The sequence below is a fragment of the Streptomyces sp. OZ13 genome, assembly GCF_052068155.1.
Lineage (GTDB): Bacteria > Actinomycetota > Actinomycetes > Streptomycetales > Streptomycetaceae > Streptomyces.
In genome coordinates, this window is sequence record NZ_JBQHCZ010000001.1 from 246,989 (window position 1) to 261,976 (window position 14,988).

Annotated in this window: 12 protein-coding genes; 7 read left to right on the forward strand and 5 right to left on the reverse strand. The window is 72.5% G+C overall.

What is annotated here, in order from left to right:
- Positions 1–34: 34 nt before the first annotated feature.
- Complete coding sequence (metG, locus tag ACTMTU_RS01100) at positions 35–1,549, forward strand: methionine--tRNA ligase (protein WP_441261497.1); 1,515 nt, start codon at positions 35–37, stop codon at positions 1,547–1,549.
- A 245-nt stretch (positions 1,550–1,794) separates the two neighbouring features.
- On the forward strand, positions 1,795–2,025 hold the full coding sequence (locus tag ACTMTU_RS01105; RefSeq protein ID WP_441261498.1) for a hypothetical protein: 231 nt from the start codon (positions 1,795–1,797) through the stop codon (positions 2,023–2,025).
- A 272-nt stretch (positions 2,026–2,297) separates the two neighbouring features.
- On the opposite strand, the gene bla is transcribed toward ACTMTU_RS01105, so the two are convergent.
- On the reverse strand, positions 2,298–3,233 hold the full coding sequence (bla, locus tag ACTMTU_RS01110) for a class A beta-lactamase (protein WP_441261958.1): 936 nt from the start codon (positions 3,231–3,233) through the stop codon (positions 2,298–2,300).
- 374 nt (positions 3,234–3,607) lie between these two features.
- Here bla and ACTMTU_RS01115 point away from each other — a divergent pair, with 374 nt between their 5' ends.
- Positions 3,608–6,223: an MXAN_6230/SCO0854 family RING domain-containing protein gene (locus ACTMTU_RS01115; protein ID WP_441261499.1), complete on the forward strand. Its 2,616-nt coding sequence runs from the start codon at positions 3,608–3,610 to the stop codon at positions 6,221–6,223.
- 80 nt (positions 6,224–6,303) lie between these two features.
- Here ACTMTU_RS01115 and ACTMTU_RS01120 read toward each other — a convergent pair whose 3' ends face one another.
- On the reverse strand, positions 6,304–6,738 hold the full coding sequence (locus ACTMTU_RS01120; protein WP_441261500.1) for a nuclear transport factor 2 family protein: 435 nt from the start codon (positions 6,736–6,738) through the stop codon (positions 6,304–6,306).
- Positions 6,739–6,854: 116 nt separating this feature from the next.
- On the opposite strand from ACTMTU_RS01120, the gene ACTMTU_RS01125 reads away from it, so the two are divergent.
- The 3 genes from ACTMTU_RS01125 to ACTMTU_RS01135 are packed head-to-tail and all read left to right on the forward strand — an operon-like array spanning position 6,855 to position 8,464.
- The gene (locus tag ACTMTU_RS01125; protein ID WP_441261959.1) at positions 6,855–7,424 is read left to right on the forward strand and encodes a PadR family transcriptional regulator; all 570 of its coding nucleotides are present in this window, start codon (positions 6,855–6,857) and stop codon (positions 7,422–7,424) included.
- Positions 7,411–8,265: an SGNH/GDSL hydrolase family protein gene (locus ACTMTU_RS01130; protein ID WP_441261501.1), complete on the forward strand. Its 855-nt coding sequence runs from the start codon at positions 7,411–7,413 to the stop codon at positions 8,263–8,265. The genes ACTMTU_RS01125 and ACTMTU_RS01130 overlap by 14 nt, the downstream gene beginning before the upstream one ends.
- Positions 8,258–8,464, forward strand: coding sequence for a DUF5988 family protein (locus ACTMTU_RS01135; RefSeq protein WP_441261502.1), 207 nt, complete (start codon positions 8,258–8,260; stop codon positions 8,462–8,464). Before ACTMTU_RS01130 ends, ACTMTU_RS01135 begins: the two co-directional genes overlap by 8 nt.
- A 144-nt stretch (positions 8,465–8,608) precedes the next feature.
- Here ACTMTU_RS01135 and ACTMTU_RS01140 read toward each other — a convergent pair whose 3' ends face one another.
- The 3 genes from ACTMTU_RS01140 to ACTMTU_RS01150 all read right to left on the reverse strand — a co-directional run bounded on the left by ACTMTU_RS01140 (position 8,609) and on the right by ACTMTU_RS01150 (position 13,774).
- Positions 8,609–10,951 (reverse strand): beta-N-acetylglucosaminidase domain-containing protein, encoded by a 2,343-nt coding sequence (locus tag ACTMTU_RS01140; RefSeq protein WP_441261960.1) that lies wholly within the window; start codon positions 10,949–10,951, stop codon positions 8,609–8,611.
- A gap of 270 nt (positions 10,952–11,221) precedes the next feature.
- On the reverse strand, positions 11,222–11,758 hold the full coding sequence (locus ACTMTU_RS01145) for a hypothetical protein (RefSeq protein WP_441261503.1): 537 nt from the start codon (positions 11,756–11,758) through the stop codon (positions 11,222–11,224).
- Positions 11,759–11,881: 123 nt separating this feature from the next.
- A complete protein-coding gene (locus tag ACTMTU_RS01150) occupies positions 11,882–13,774 on the reverse strand; it encodes a BTAD domain-containing putative transcriptional regulator (protein WP_441261504.1) in 1,893 nt (630 codons plus the stop codon).
- A gap of 153 nt (positions 13,775–13,927) precedes the next feature.
- Between ACTMTU_RS01150 and ACTMTU_RS01155 the strand changes: the two genes are divergently transcribed.
- Positions 13,928–14,938, forward strand: a complete 1,011-nt coding sequence (locus ACTMTU_RS01155) for an ArsR family transcriptional regulator (protein WP_441261505.1) — start codon at positions 13,928–13,930, stop codon at positions 14,936–14,938.
- Positions 14,939–14,988 lie beyond the last annotated feature (50 nt).

The following is a 14,988-nucleotide window of genomic DNA, read 5'->3' on the forward strand; positions in this document are numbered from 1 at the left end:
GTGGAAGCCCCGCCCGGGACAGGAGGAGGCTTCCATGACCGCTACCCGTACCTACATCACCACGACCATCCCGTACGTCAACGCCCGGCCGCATCTGGGCTTCGCCCTGGAACTGGTCCAGGCGGACGTGCTCGCCCGGCACGGCCGGCAGTCCGGCGAGCAGGTCCGTTTCCTGACCGGCACGGACGACAACTCCCTCAAGAACGTCCTCGCGGCGGAGGCGGAGGGCATCGGGGTCCAGGAACTGGTCGACCGCAACGCCGCCGCGTTCGCCGCCCTGCGGGGGCCGCTCGCCCTGTCGTCGGACGACTTCATCCGCACCAGCAGCGACCCGCGCCACCGCGCCGGTGTGGAGCGGCTGTGGCAGCGGTGCGCCGACGCGGGGGACCTGTACCGCAGGCATTACGAGGGGCTGTACTGCGTCGGCTGCGAGCAGTTCTGGACCCCCGCCGACCTGGACGAGGGCCGATGTCCCGACCACGGGACAAAGCCTCAGACCGTGTCCGAGGAGAACTGGTTCTTCCGGCTCTCCCGCTACGCCGGCACCCTGCGGGAACTGATCACGGACGGACGCCTGCGGATCGAACCCGCCTCACGCCGCAACGAGGTCCTCGGCCTGATCGAGGGCGGTCTGCACGACTTCTCCGTCTCCCGCTCCCAGAGCCGCGCCCGCGGCTGGGGCATCCCCGTCCCCGGCGACCCCGACCAGGTCGTCTACGTGTGGTGGGACGCGCTCGGCAACTATGTCACCAGTCTCGGGTACGGCACCGGGGACGAGGCGTTCGACAAGTGGTGGCGCGGTAGCGGCAGGCGCGTCCACCTGGCGGGAAAGGGTGTGCTCAGGTTCCATGCCGTGTACTGGCCGGCGATGCTGCTGTCGGCCGGGCTGCCGCTGCCGACCGACATCCTCGTCCACGACTATCTCACCGTCGACGGCCGCAAGATCAGCAAGTCGAGCGGTACGACGGTCGATCCGGCGGAACTGGCCGCCGATGCCGGCACGGACGCGGTCCGCTGGTGGCTGCTGCGTGACGTACCCAGGGTCGGCGACGCGGACTTCACGCGGGACCGCCTCGTGGACCGCGCCAACAGCGACCTCGCCGGGGGGCTGGGCAACCTGGTGAACCGTGTCGTCACCATGGTCCACCGTTACCGTGACGGCCGTCCTCCGGCTTCGCGTCCCCTCGCGCTCACCTCGAAGCCATTGGCCGAGGCGTGCGAGGACAGCCCCCGGCTGATCGCGGCGGCCCTCGCCGGCTTCGACTTCCGCCGGGCGGCGGCCGCGGTGTGGACGATCGTGGAGGAGGCCAACCGCTGCATCGACGCCACACGGCCCTGGGAGTCGGCCAAGGCGGAAAGGGCGGGAGACCCCCATGCGCAGGAGCGCCTGGACCGGGCTCTCGACGCCCTCCTGCAGGCATGTCTGGTGCTGGGCGACCGGCTGGACCCGTTCCTGCCGGGGGCCGCGGCCCGTATCAGGGAGCAGTGCACGGCCGTCGGCGGAGTCCTTCCCGCGGCCGCTCCGCTGTTCCCCCGGATCGAGGTGTGACGGGTCCACGGGCCGTCGGGGAGGCGTTGACCTGCTCCGACGGCCCATCCCCGGCCCTGTCCGGTGACGGTGGTGTGAGTGAAGGATGATGCTTGGGCAGGGTCCCGGGTCCTTTGTGGTGTCGCAGTATGACTAATATTCACGCATCGGAGCGCGCCTTGGATTTGACCAGCCGTCAGGTCGGTCCCTCGTCAAGGAGCATTGCCCTGCGCACGCGCGCCTCACGGCGGACCGGCTCGACGTCCATGTCCCTGCGGACGGCCCTGCTCGTCCTGGCCTTCGTCCCCGGTATCGCACTGGTGGCCCTGTGGGGCGTCACCAGCGGCCAGACATTATTCGACTTTCAACGACAGGCGGGCCAAGGGCTGTTGGCGGAGAAGGCCGGCCAACTGTCCAACGAGACCACACCCGAGGAGGACGAACTCCTCAAGACCGGCCTCCCGGGCGCGGCGCACGTACTGGCGCAGCCGTACTAGGCCCGACCCGGGCTGAACCGGGCGTCCGGGCTCGCACCGGGTCTGAACCGAGGTGTGTCCGGGCGGGTGCCGGGCCGGAGCCGGGCCCGACCGGCCCGCACCGGGCGTGGTCCGGGCCCGCACCCGGCCCGAACCGGCCCGCACCGGGGTTGAACCGCCCCCGAACCGGGCCGGAATCGGCCCTGTTCAGGGCCCGTTCGGGCCCGGACCACCCCGGTGCGGGCCGCGACCGCGGTGCCCCGCCTTCGCGTTGGTCCTCTGACGGGGGCCGCCTACGCCAGGGCGGCCACCACCACCTCGGCGGCTCGCGCGACGAGCCTGTCGTCGTACTCCGCCTCCTCGGCGGCGCGGCTGGACAGGATGGCGATGACGACGGGGGCGGCCCCGGGCGGCCAGGCGACGGCGATGTCGTTGCGGGTGCCGTAGCCGCCTCCGCCGCTCCTGTCGCCGACCACCCAGGTGTCCGGGACGCCGGCGCGTACGAGAGCGTCGCCCGTGGTGTTGCGCCTGAGCCAGTCGGTCAGCAGCGCCTTCTTCCCTGCGTCGAGAGTGTCACCGAGGACGTACTCGCGCAGGTCGCCGGCGAGGGCGCGCGGGGTGCTCGTGTCGCGGATGTCGCCCGGCGTGGCTTCGTTGAGGGCGGTCTCGAGACGGTCGGCGTGCGTGACCGTGTCACCCAGGGCGGCGAGCGTGGCCTGGAAGGCCTTGGGTCCGCCGAGCTCGTCGAAGAGGAGGTTCGCGGCGGTGTTGTCGCTGTAGCGGACGGCGGCGTCGCACACGGCGCGCAGTGTCATGCCGCTGTCGACGTGCTTCTCCGTGACCGGTGAGTGGTCGACGAGGTCGTCACGGGTGTAGCGGACGAGTTTGTCCAGGCCGGCCAGGGAGTTCCGCTCGAGCACCGCGGCAGCGGTCAGTGCCTTGTGGGTGGAGCAGTAGGCGAAGCGCTCGTCGGCCCGGTGGGTGACGGTCCGCCCGCTGCCCGTGTCGACGGCGTACACACCGAGCCGGGCATCGAACTCCCGCTCCAGTCGGGCGAATGCGCGGCCCGACGGCCCTGCGGACGCCCTCGGTGCCGGCGCCGTCCTGGATGACGCGGACGCACTCGGTGGCGCGGCGTCGGCGCGGGGGGCGGCGCATCCGGTGAGCGGGGCGGCGGCGAGGGCCGCCAGCGCGGTGAGCGAGGCACGACGGGAGATTGCCACAGAGATCCTCTTCGTACGCCTTCTGGTGGTCGGCCGTGCCCGAGGCTGTCCACCCAGCGGCGTGGAGCCCCGGTCACAGTGTCCGTCGTATCAAAGCGAGTTGAACGGGCCCGGCAGGGGCGGCGGCGTGTCGCACCCGGCGGCGAAGGGGGCAGGCATGCTCCGGCATGCCGAGGCAGCGCGTCCGGCGGTGTGGGTCCCCGGAGCCGCCGGGTCCACATGCGGAAAAGCAGGTGATCGGCCCGCCTGGCCGGTGCTAGCTTCATGCTGCGCGGGGCGGCTCCCGAGTGTGCTTCCTTCTGACTTCTTCTGATGAATCAGCGTGCTCACTTCCCGCCCCGCGCAACACCCGGCCCCTGTCCGGGAGGGGGGATCAGAACATGTCCGTCACCGTCACCGCCCGGCCGCGCGCTCTCGCCGCCGTACTGCTGTCCCGCCGGGGTGCTGTCTACCTGCCCGGCACCGGCACCGGCGCCGTGTCCGACCCGGCCGGAGAGGCCGGCGCGGCACTGCTGGAGGCCGACCTCGCCGACCGCGGCTACCTCGTCGCACCCGCTCTGCGGACCGCGTTCGCGGCGCTCGACGCGCGAGCCCTCGGAGCGGCGGGCCGTGCCCTGCTGCACGACATCGACCAGGCGCTGGGCGCCGACCGGCCCCATGAGCCGCTGTTCAGCGGCTTCCCGGAAACCACTCCGGCCGACCCGCACCGGTACTACGTCGACCGCGTGCTGACGGTGCTCTTCCAGGAGCCCGCGCAGCCGTGCGTGCTCTGCGGTACGGAGGGTTCCGTCGTGCCCGTCTCGCCGTGTGCGCACCTGGTGTGCGGTACGTGCTTCGACGGCGCCGACTTCACGGCCTGCCCGGTGTGCCAGCGCCGTATCGATCCCGCCGACCCGTTCCTGAAGCCCAAGCGCCCCCGGCGGCTGTTCGGGCGACGCGCGGCTCCCCGGCGCATGCGGCTGCTCTCCCTCGGCGGGGACCTGACCGCACGTCAGGCCGATGCCGCGTACGAACTGGACACCCTGCTTACGCGGACCGGCGCTCCGCGCCCGCAGGACGCCGACGACCTGACCTCCCTGCTGGCCGCACGTTCCCGCACCGGCCTGGACACGCTGCCCGCCGTCGTCCCCGCACGGGAGACGAAGGCCCGGCTCGTTGCCTGGCTGCTCGACGACCCCGACGACCTGACCGCGACCCTGCCGTACGCGGCCGGACTCGTCGACACCGCGACGGACGTGCTGCGCGTACTGGCCCTGCGCTCCGGCGGGGACGCCGGACTGGTGTCGGTCCCGCGGTTCGCGGCCGTGCCCCGCCCGCTGCGCCGAGGACTGCTGTCCCTGCTCGACGCGCTCGACCCGGCCCAGGCGGCCCAGGACATGCGACGCCACCGCCGCGCCTGGATACACGCGGCCGAGCGTCTGCACCCCTTCGAGTACGCGGCCCGTCACCCGCGCGCGGCGCTGGCCTTCGCCGCGCTCCGCGGTACCCGCCTCGGGGACGACAGCCTCTCCGCCGTGCTGCGCGCGGCGGCGGCCGATGCCGACGGCATCGACGCCACCGGACCGGTCGTCACCGCCCACAGTTGGAGCGCGCAGGTCGAGGCCGCCCTCACGTCGGCCGATGTCACGGGTGCCGTTGCGCTGCTCGCGCAACGCCCGGGTGAACTGGTCCGCAGGCTCGACCATCTGCTCCGGCTCGCCGACGGCAGGCAGACCGAGGGACAGGCGGTCGTCACCGCGCTGAGCGGCGTGATCGGCCGGGTGGCGCCGGCGGTGCTGCTGTCCGCGCTCGGCGCGATCCGCGTCCGCACGCGGGAACAGCCGGTGCGGGTGTTCTTCCCCAAGGGGGCGTCCGCGAAGGCGCACGTCGCGGACGACGGACGCGCGGCACTGACCGCCTCTCCGGTGCAGGACGTCGTCGGCGTCCTCTCGGCGGAGCTGTCCCGCCGGGCGGGCACGGGGCAGCGCGTGGACACGGCGGTCCTCGACGCCGAACTGGCCGGCGTCATGGCTCCGTTCACCGAGCGCACCGCTTCCCGTGCCTTCGTGACCCTGCCGCGCGGAAGTGAACTGGCGGTGCCGGACGGCCGCACGCTGCGGCTGTTCCTCCACTGGACGGAGAGCGCCACCTCGGGCCGGACGGACCTCGACCTGTCGGTGGCGATGTTCGACGCGGACTGGCAGCAGGTCGGCGTCTGTGACTACACGAACCTGCGGCACGCCCATGACGCGGCCGTGCACTCCGGCGACCTCCAGGACGCGCCGCCGCCGCTCGGCGCGAGCGAGTTCGTCGACCTCGACCTGGAGCGGCTCGCCGCGGCGGGGGTGCGCCATGCGGTCGCGGTCGTCTACTCGTACAACAACGTGCCCTTCGGGGACCTGGCGGAGGCGTTCGCCGGACTCATGGTCCGCGACGCGCCCGGAGGCGCGGGCCCGGTCTTCGAACCGCGCTCCGTCGAGCAGCGCTTCGACCTGACCGGCGGCGAACGTGCCTGCGTGCCGCTCGTCGTCGACCTGCCGGCACGGACCATGCGCTGGCTCGACGTCGCCAAGGGCGTGACCGGTACACAGCACTCCGTGTGGCGGCACTCGACGGCCCTGGCCACGCTGGGCCGGAGCCTCACCGGGCTGTTCGCGTCGGGGGCCCGCGTGAGCCTGGGCGAACTGGCCTGCCGGCAGGCCGCGGCCCGTGCGTCCCGGGTGGTGCTGCGCCGCGAGGACGCGGCCTCGGTCGTGTACGTACGCCGGGACGGTGAGGACGTGTCCGCCTTCGCGGCCCGCATCGGCTCACCGGACACGGACACGGACACGGACACGGACATGGGCGGGGATGCGGAGTGCCGTGCGTCCGGGGCGGGTCTGGCCTTCCTCCTGCGCGGGGACATCGAACTCCCCGACGGGTGCGAAGTCTTCGCGCTGTACCCGCAGCGGCTGGACGCGTCACGCGTGCGACTGCTCGGCGCAGCGGACGTCGTCACGGCATTCGCCGCCCGCTGAGCACACCAGCCCGGCGGCCGCCGGGACCGCCGGGTGGGGGGAGCCCGCCGGCCCGGGCGGTCACCGGTCGGCGCGGACCGTCATCGGCCGTGAGGAGCCGGGACCAGGCCGTCGGCGACCAGTCCGGCGAGGACCGCCTCGCCCAGAGCGTGGACGGCCGACTGCGGCCGGACCATGACGGTGAACTCCTTGATCCGGCCGTCGTCGTCGAAGTGCAACAGATCGATGCCGTGGATCTGCTTGCCGTTCACGGTCGCCCGGAAGGGCAGGATCGCCGACGGGGCCTCGACGCCGTCCGCGCCGGTCTCCGCCGCGCCGTCGTAGTGCCCGATGTAGCGGAAGTCCTCGAATACGCGCATCAGGACGCCGAAGAGGCCGAGGAGCATCGGCTTCCCCTCGAACGGCGTGAACTTCACAGGGCTGTAGAAGCGGACGTCGTCGGTGAACAGCTCGTCCAGAACCGTGAGGTCACGGGTGTCGACGGCGGTGCGGAAGCGCTCTGCTGCGGTAGCCATGGTGTCTCTTTTCTGCCTGGTTGCCGAGATTCTTCTCTACTCATGAAAATGACTAGTCAGATTCATGAGTATCATGGTCGGCGTCCGTGTACGAGCGCAAGAAGGAGGCGGGCCCGATGGCCTTGCGGCACGCTGTTCTGGCGGCGCTGCTCGACGAGGAGTTGAGCGGATACCAGCTGGTGAAGGCGTTCGACCTCGGTGTGGCGAACTTCTGGCACGCCCAGCCGCAGCAGCTCTACGCAGAGCTCACCCGCCTGGAGAAGGACGGGCTGATCACCGGCCGTGAGGTCGTCCAGGAGAACCGGCCCAACAAGCGTCTGTTCAAGGTCACCGACGCCGGCCTGGCCGAACTGGACCACTTCACCGGCACCGCCGCCAAGCCGTCGTTCATGCGCGACGACCTCGTCGTCAAGGTCCAGGCCGCCGACCACGTCGACACGGACACACTGATCGGCCGGCTCGCCGAGCGTGCGGCCATGGCCGAGGCCAAGGTCGAACTATTCGGCAAACTGCTGCGCACCATGCGGGGCGACCGTACGGAGGAGGAGTTCCTCCGCCACGGGGAACGCGTCGGCCCCTACCTGACATGCCTGCGCGGCCTCGCCTTCGAGCAGGGCAACCACGACTGGTGCGTACGCACCATCGCCGTCCTGCGGGAAAGGGCAGCCGCCGATGTCCGCGAGTGAAGGGGAGGGCCTGCGCTACGTCGCCCTGGGGGACAGCCAGACCGAGGGACTCGGCGACGGTGACGACACGGTGGGCCTGCGCGGCTGGGCCGACCGGCTCGCCGAACACCTCGCACGCCACCACCCGGGCACCCGGTACGCCAATCTGGCCGTACGAGGACGCCTGGCCCGCCACGTCCGCACCGAGCAGCTCGCCCCCGCCCTCGCGCTGCGGCCCGACCTGGCCACCGTGGTCGCCGGGGTGAACGATCTGCTGCGGCCACGGTTCGACGCCGACGAGGTCGGCGCCCACTTGGAGGCGGTGTTCGCCGCGCTCACCGCCCAGGGGGCCCGCGTCGCCACCGTCACCTTCCCCGACGTCACCCGGATCACCCCGTTCGCCAGGCCGCTCGGCCCCCGCGTCGCCGCGCTCAACGACCGGATACGCGACGCGGCCGGGCGCCACGGCGTCGTCGTCGCCGAGACCGGCCGCCACGCGGTGGTCACCGACCTCCGGCTGTGGAGTCCGGACCGCCTCCACGCGAGCCCGCTCGGGCACGCCCGGATCGCCGCCGCCGTCGCACACGCCCTCGCGCTGCCCGGCAGCGACGACACCTGGACGCACCCCCTGCCGCCGGTCGCGCCCGCTTCCCCCGCCCGGGGGACGGCCGCCGCCGAATTGCGCTGGGCAGCCGCCTTCCTCGGCCCTTGGCTCGGCCGCCGACTGCGCGGCCGCTCGTCCGGCGACGGCCGCACGGCCAAACGCCCGCAGCTCCTCCCCGTCCTGACGCCGGACCCGCAGGCCCCGGCGCGTCGTGGCGGAGAGGGACAGCCGCACGGGGAAACTGACCTCCATGAGTGACGCGATGAAGGCCGTCCTGGAGGGCGGCCCGGATGACCTCCCCGAGCGAATCGTTCCCGTGGACGACCCGGGGCAGGAGCTCAAGATCCCGTTCCGCGGGGGATACGAGCACTTCAAGTCCACGACGCGCACGCAGAACACCGACGAGGGCCAACTGCCGGTGTACGAATGGTGGGAGCGCACGGAGCTCCCGGGCTGACGCGGCAGGGTCCGCTCGTAGCTCGTAGCTCGTAGCTCGTAGCGGCGGGCCGAGGCCCGCAGGACCACGGCCCGCGCAGAATCGGGCCGGCCGTGGCCGGCATCGGGCGGCCTGGTGGCGAAGGGGCCGCCCGGTGCCGATGCCTCAGGACGCGGGCGCCCCGTACACGCCCAGCTCGTGGATCGAGTAGCCCCAGGTCGTCTTCCGGTCGACGCCCTGCATCCGCACGTAACGCACGGCTTCGTCGTCGGCCGGAAGCCGCACGACGTCGTTGCCGCACTCTTCCGGGCGCTGCGTGGCAACGGTCTTCCAGTCCGTGCCGTTCACGGACGTCCGGACCGTGTACTCGGTGGCGCAGGCGCTCTCCCAGGCCAGCGTCACCGCGGCCACCTTCGACGGTGCGGCGAGTTCGACCTGCACCCACTCGTCATCGGTGTAGCCGGACGCCCAACGCGTGCCCATCAGACCGTCGTTGACGTGCCGGGCAGCCAGGCGGTCGAGGTTCTGCTCGACGCTGGACGCCGTTGCCCTCCCCTTCGGCGCGAGGTTCTCCCCGCCGCCGGCGACGTCCCACAGCTGGAGCCGGACCTCGGCCTGCACGAGGAACACGTCGAGGACACCGTCGCCCACCTTGGGCTGCGCGGAGCCCCAGGAGTTGCGCGGCGGGTCCACCCGTACGGCCGTGGCCTGCCGCTGGATCCCGACCGACTCGCCCCGCAACTCGTCGGCCCTGTCCCGGTCACCGGCCTGCCGGGCTTCGAGCGCGTCCAGCATCCGCACCATCGCCCTGCCCCACAGCTCGGTGGCGTCGAGCCACGGTGCCGCGTCCACCGTGAAACCACGCTCCACGGAGCCGCTCCGGATGACGGCCGGCGCCTGCTCGATCCTCGTCGCGTAGCCGCGCAGGGACGCGACCGCTTCCGCACGGTTCCCGGCGTCCCACGACGTCCAGAACCGCGCCACCCGGCGCGCGAGTTCCGGCGCCTGCTCCTGCCAGGGAGTGGCGCCGAACGTGGGCGCCATGTGCTCGAGGTCGCCGAGGACCAGCAGTGCCTCGGTCGCCTCGCGATCGCCGCCCGCGAGGTACGCCATGGCACTCGGCCAGCTCGCCCGTGCGTCGTACGCCGCGTCGTTCCAGGCGAAGTCGGCCGCGCCGAAGACCGCGACCTTGCTGGCGTACGGCTGGTTCATCGGGTTGGCGACGATGCCGGCGAGATGCGCGGACAGGCCCGCTTCGCGCTTGTCGTACGGGGCGAGCAGCAGCCTGCCCCGGGTGTTGCCGAAGTCGTTGACGGGATAGTTGTCCCAGACGAAGACCTTGCGTCCGAACAGCTTCGCCGCGCCCTCCGCCTGCTGGTTGGTGATGCTCGGCGGCACGACGTCGGTGCCCGTCCACATCACCTCGACCGCGGGGTCGAGGGTGGCCCTCATCGTCTGCTTGTACGCGGTGTCCGTCAGGTCGCCGTACTCGGTGGGCACCATCTGAAGGGGCCGTACGCCGGGGTGGGTGGCGACGAAGGTGCGCTGCACATCGTTGAGCAGGTCGACCTGTGCCTCGGCGGCGGCCTGCCGGCCCGGTTCGCCGTAGGCCGCCCTGTCGCCCTCGCAGTTCCAGCGGGTGTAGCTGATGTCGTCCAGGGGGATGGAGAACGCCCGGGTGCCCAGGTCGTACATCGCCTGGAGTTTGGCCTTGAGATCCTTGCGGTGGGCGGCGTCGGAGTAGCAGATGGACTCGCCGGGGGAGACGGCGAACGTGAAGCGGACGTGGTTGGCGGTCGCCCGCCGCACCAGCTCACCGAGCTCGGCGAGCTTGTCGGCGGGGTAGGGCTCACGCCATTTGCCGCGGTGATAAGGATCGTCCTTGGGTGCGTAGATGTACGTGTTGGCCTTCACGTCGCCGTAGAAGTCCATCTGGTCGAGGCGCTCGGCGTGCGTCCAGGGCGTGCCGTAGAAACCCTCGATGGTGCCGCGCAACGGCATGGACGGGAAGTCGCTGACCTCGGCGCCGGCCACCTTCCAGCCGTCGTCGCCGCGTACGAACAGCTGGCGCAGCGTCTGCACGGCGTAGAATTGGCCCGCGGCGTCCTTGCCCGCGAGGGCGATCCGGTGCCCCGCCCCGCCGGAGCCCGCGACGCGCACGGCGTAGCCCTCCGCACTGCCGGGAACGGCGGTGTCGCCGAGGGCCGCGGCGATGTCGGGCCGGTCGCCCGGGCCGAGCCTCACGGTCAACAGCCCGCTCGCGGCAGCCGGTTCACGACCCGGAGCGACGACGTCGACACGGTCGGCGCCGTGGCGCTTCAGCTCCGCGACGAGACGGTCGCGGGCGGCGGCGTCGGTGCGGGCGTCGGCGACGACGAGCACCCGGTCGGTGACGACCGCGTCGGCGCCGGCGCGGTCGATCGACCGGGGTGTGGGGGAGACGGGGGGAAGCGGGGCGGTGGGCGCCGCCCCGGCCTGCTGGACGGGGGAGAGGATGCCCACCGTCATGGCGGCGGCCGAGGCTGCTGCGGCGAGGGACAGGCGGACCGTTCTTCCGTGCCTTCTCACGAGACCTCCAGAGTGGTCTAGACCGCGAACTGCGGCACACCGTACCGGCGGAGTGTCCGGGGCTGTCCATGGATGCGTCCACGGCGGACTTGGACTTTTGCGCGGGGGCGGGGGAGCGCGTTCGGCCCGTGGCGAGCGCTCGAAGACGCGGGGGCGGGGACGCGCGCGGCGCCCGGAGCCGTCGGCCCAGGGGTCAGGGGCGGTGCGTCCTCAGGAACCCTGGGCCGACGGGACCCGCCATTCCCCGGAGTGTCCGGGCGGGAGCGCCAGGTCGTTCCGGACGGCCGCGTAGTACCTTTCGCGCGCGGTGCGCTGGCGCTCCAGCATCGCTGACCATGTGGCGGGGCTGACGGTCCCGGCGCGCAGGAACGCTTCCATGTCCATCACCGCGACGACCCACTCGCGGGCCTTCTCCACCACGTCCGGACTCCCCAGCATCAACAGGGCCTCCCCGGCGGGATCCCGGGCGACAGCGGCCTCGGCCAGGTGGGGCGCCGCCTCCTCGGGCGACAGCGGGTGCGGGTGGGGGTCGTTGCCGAGATGCGCGGCGATCCGGTACGCCAGGGTGACGGTCTTCTTCAGCGCCCTGGCGTAGTCGGCGTAGACCGTCAGCCGCCGTTCCTCCCAACGGGCCGCCTGCTCGCGGCGGAAGCGGGCCGCGTCGCCCCGCGTGATCGCCAGGTACGAGCCCAGGGCACCGACCACCACACCGATCAGGGCAGGAAGCTGCTGTATGAACGCGGACATGGTCACACGGTATAGCCGGAAGGCCGACACCGTGACAGCCCCATGGCCGGCCGAACCACCCTGCCCACAAGGGGTGTTGCCTGCGATGTCGCAAGGCCCGGTGATCTTTCGGCCCGCTGCCTCTCAGCTGCTGATACCGGTCGCCGAAGCGTGAGGACGCCGGACGCGCACGGGGCAGCCGCACGTTCCCGCTGCCGTCGAAGGCCGCCGCGGCATCGACAGTGGCGAGATACCGGTCGCACCGCACAACCGCCGCCAGGCCGCGGCCATGTCCGGGACGGCATCGCAGTGCTCGGCCGCGTACAGCCGCAGCAGGTCGTGGAACCGGAACCGGTTGCCGGCGGTCCGCTGCACGAGGGCCGCGGTCACCAGCGCGTCGAGCAGCCGCGAAGCGACTGCGACCGGTGCGTCGAGCAGCGCGGCCGTCGCCTCGACGGTGAAGTCCGGCCCGGGGTGCAGCGCGAGCAGGGCGAACAGCCGGGCCGCTTCCGGTGCCAGCTTGGCGTGGGAGCGGTCGAAGGCGGTACGGACAGCGGCATGCGGATCACCCGGGACGGACAGCTTCGCGAGCCGCCCGTCACCGGCGAGTTCCACGGCACAGTCAGCGAGCGAGCGCCCGGGCCGCGCGGCGATGTTGACGCCGGCGATGCGCAACGCCAGCGGCAGGTACGCGCACAGCTCGGCCACGCGGTCGGCCGCCTCCGGCTCCTCCTCCACCCGCCGCGCGCCGACGGCGTCGGCCAGCAGCAGACGGGCCTCGGCCGGGGCGAACACCTCCAGGAACGTCGTACGGGCGGCATGGCTCGCCACCAGGCCCCGCAGGTCCGACCGGCTGGTCACCAGCACGGCCGCCCCCTGCGTCCCGGGCAGCAGCGGCCGCACCTGCTCCGCGTCCGCCGCCTCGTCCAGTACGAGAAGCACCCTGCGACCGGCGAGACGACTCCGGAAGGCCGCCGCCCGGTCGTCCAGCAGCTCGGGAATGTCCCCCGGCCGCTGCCCGGAGGCCCGCAACAGCGCGGCCAGTACCTCACCCGGATCGCGAGACCGGACGCTGTTGCCCGACAGCCGTACGTACCACTGCCCGTCCGGAAAAGCCTCCCGCAACCGATGCCCCAGCCGCACCGCGAGCGCCGACTTCCCGACACCCGGCGACCCCCACAGCACAACCGGCGCGTCCGCCCCGACGGCCAGCTCCGACGCCAGGCGCCGGAGCAGACCCGTACGCCCGACGAAGCGGGGTACACCCATCGGCAGCTGACGCTGGACCGTCCAGTCCGGCCCGGCCGGCGCCGCGAGCAAGGGCTTCCCCGTCAGCATCGCCGCGTGGAGCCCTTGCAGCTCGTGCCCCGGATCGATGCCCAGCTCCTCGGCGAGCGTGGCCCGGGTCCGACGGTAGTGCGCAAGCGCATCGGCCTGCCGGCCGGTGCGATGGAGCACGAGCATGTACTGGCCGGCGATCCGTTCGTCCAGCGGCCGGGCCGCGCTCCGCTCGGACAGCAGGGGCAGCAGTGCGGCATGGTCACCCAGCCGCAACCGCCGTTCCACGTAGTCCGACTCCGCGACCTCCCGCTCAATGACCAGTCCCTGCCGCGCCGCGTTGAACCACGGAGTGTCCACCCCTGCGAACGGCTCCCCCCGCCACAGCGCGAAGGCCTCCCGGAACAGCACCAGCGCCGTTCTGTCGTCCGCGGCCCGCGCCCGCCGCAGCAGATCACGGAAGAGGTGCACGTCCACGGCGGGTTCGCCGACGGCGAGGGTGTACCCACCACCCCTGCGTTCCGGGCCCGCACCACGCAACACCCGCCGCAGCCGCGACACGTAGCTGTAGAGCGTCCCCCTCGCCCGCTGCGGTGGCCGGCCGCCCCACACCCGGTCCGCCAGCTCATCGATCCGCACCGTGCGGCCCGCGTCCATCAACAAGGCGGCCAGCACGGTCCGCTGACGAAGCGGCCCCAGCGGTACGAGCCCTCCGCCGGTGTCCGCCTCGATGCCGCCGAACAGCCGGAACTCGCTCACACGTCCTCGCCCCCCGTGGACCGGCATCCCGCCGGTGCTCGCATTCCCGAAGCGGCGTCCGACACGCCCGGCGTCAGCTTTGCCGACAACGGCGGAGCTGAGCCATGCTGTTGCGGCTGAGTGCAAAAGCTGAGCGCAACGGGGGAGAACGCGATGCTCCGCATTCATTTCAGTGACGCCGACCTGGGGCGGACCAGACTGGCCAGCAGACCCGATCCGCTCTGGGAGATCGCCGCGAGCCTGCACCGGCTGCAGTCGCGGAAGGGAGCGTGGGCCTACGCGGGGTGGACCCGCATGGCGCGACAGCGGTTACGGGAGAACGGGCTGGAGCGGTCCGTGCGGGACGTTCTCCTGCGCTTGTATCCGCGGGCCGAGTATTTTCCGGACTTCCTGACGCCGGCCGGTGCCCTGGACGGTTTCGAGGCGGGCGTGGAGTCGATCCTGGCCACCCCGCCGCAACGGATCCTGGAGGAAGTGACCATCCTCGACCGGACCGTCGGTGCGCCGGCATGGGGCGGGCGGCTGGTCGAACCGGCGGCGCGCAGGGAACTCGTCGGGCTGCTGCGCGCGTATCACGAGGCCGTCGTCGTCCCGTACGAGGAAGTGGTCCTGGCGAAGCTGGAGGCCGAGCGGGCGGCGCGCTGCCGTGGCCTCCTCGACGGGGGAGTCGAAGGCATGCTCGCGGGGCTCGGGCCCATGATGCGCTGGCGGCCACCGGTCCTGGAGGTCACCTACCCCACCCAGGCGGCGGACCGGGACCTGTATCTCCACGGGCGGGGGCTCACGCTCGTCCCCTCGTACTTCAACTGGGCCGAACCGGTCGCCTTCGCCGATCCGGAACTGCCTCCCGTCCTCTGGTACTCGATGCTCCACGAGCCGCCCCCGGGCGGCGGCGACGACCCCGGGAAGCCCTTGACCGCCCTGCTGGGCCGGGCCCGGGCGATCGCCCTGTACGCCACCTCCGCCGGCGCCACGACCGGTGAGATCGCTCGCGCGGCGGGGGTTTCGGCGTCGTCCGCCAGCAGGCACGCGACCGCGCTGCGCGACGCGGGACTCCTCACGAGTGTCCGTCATGGGCCGTCCGTTCTGCACACGCTGACGCCGGTGGGAGCGGCGATGCTACGGGCCGCGACACGGGGAGCCGGGACGGCGGCGCACGATTGACGACGTGATCGCACGTGCCGCCGGTGAGCACGCGGTGGTGCCCACCGGCG

What these genes read in the sequence shown, in the direction of transcription:
- ACTMTU_RS01145 (WP_441261503.1), bottom strand. Translation starts at nt 11,758, where the DNA reads ATGTCCGCGTTCATACAGCAGCTTCCTGCCCTGATCGGTGTGGTGGTC.
- ACTMTU_RS01125 (WP_441261959.1), top strand. Translation starts at nt 6,855, where the DNA reads ATGGCCTTGCGGCACGCTGTTCTGGCGGCGCTGCTCGACGAGGAGTTG.
- ACTMTU_RS01105 (WP_441261498.1), top strand. Translation starts at nt 1,795, where the DNA reads ATGTCCCTGCGGACGGCCCTGCTCGTCCTGGCCTTCGTCCCCGGTATC.
- metG (WP_441261497.1), top strand. Translation starts at nt 35, where the DNA reads ATGACCGCTACCCGTACCTACATCACCACGACCATCCCGTACGTCAAC.
- ACTMTU_RS01135 (WP_441261502.1), top strand. Translation starts at nt 8,258, where the DNA reads ATGAGTGACGCGATGAAGGCCGTCCTGGAGGGCGGCCCGGATGACCTC.
- ACTMTU_RS01120 (WP_441261500.1), bottom strand. Translation starts at nt 6,738, where the DNA reads ATGGCTACCGCAGCAGAGCGCTTCCGCACCGCCGTCGACACCCGTGAC.
- ACTMTU_RS01140 (WP_441261960.1), bottom strand. Translation starts at nt 10,951, where the DNA reads ATGACGGTGGGCATCCTCTCCCCCGTCCAGCAGGCCGGGGCGGCGCCC.
- ACTMTU_RS01115 (WP_441261499.1), top strand. Translation starts at nt 3,608, where the DNA reads ATGTCCGTCACCGTCACCGCCCGGCCGCGCGCTCTCGCCGCCGTACTG.
- ACTMTU_RS01155 (WP_441261505.1), top strand. Translation starts at nt 13,928, where the DNA reads ATGCTCCGCATTCATTTCAGTGACGCCGACCTGGGGCGGACCAGACTG.
- ACTMTU_RS01130 (WP_441261501.1), top strand. Translation starts at nt 7,411, where the DNA reads ATGTCCGCGAGTGAAGGGGAGGGCCTGCGCTACGTCGCCCTGGGGGAC.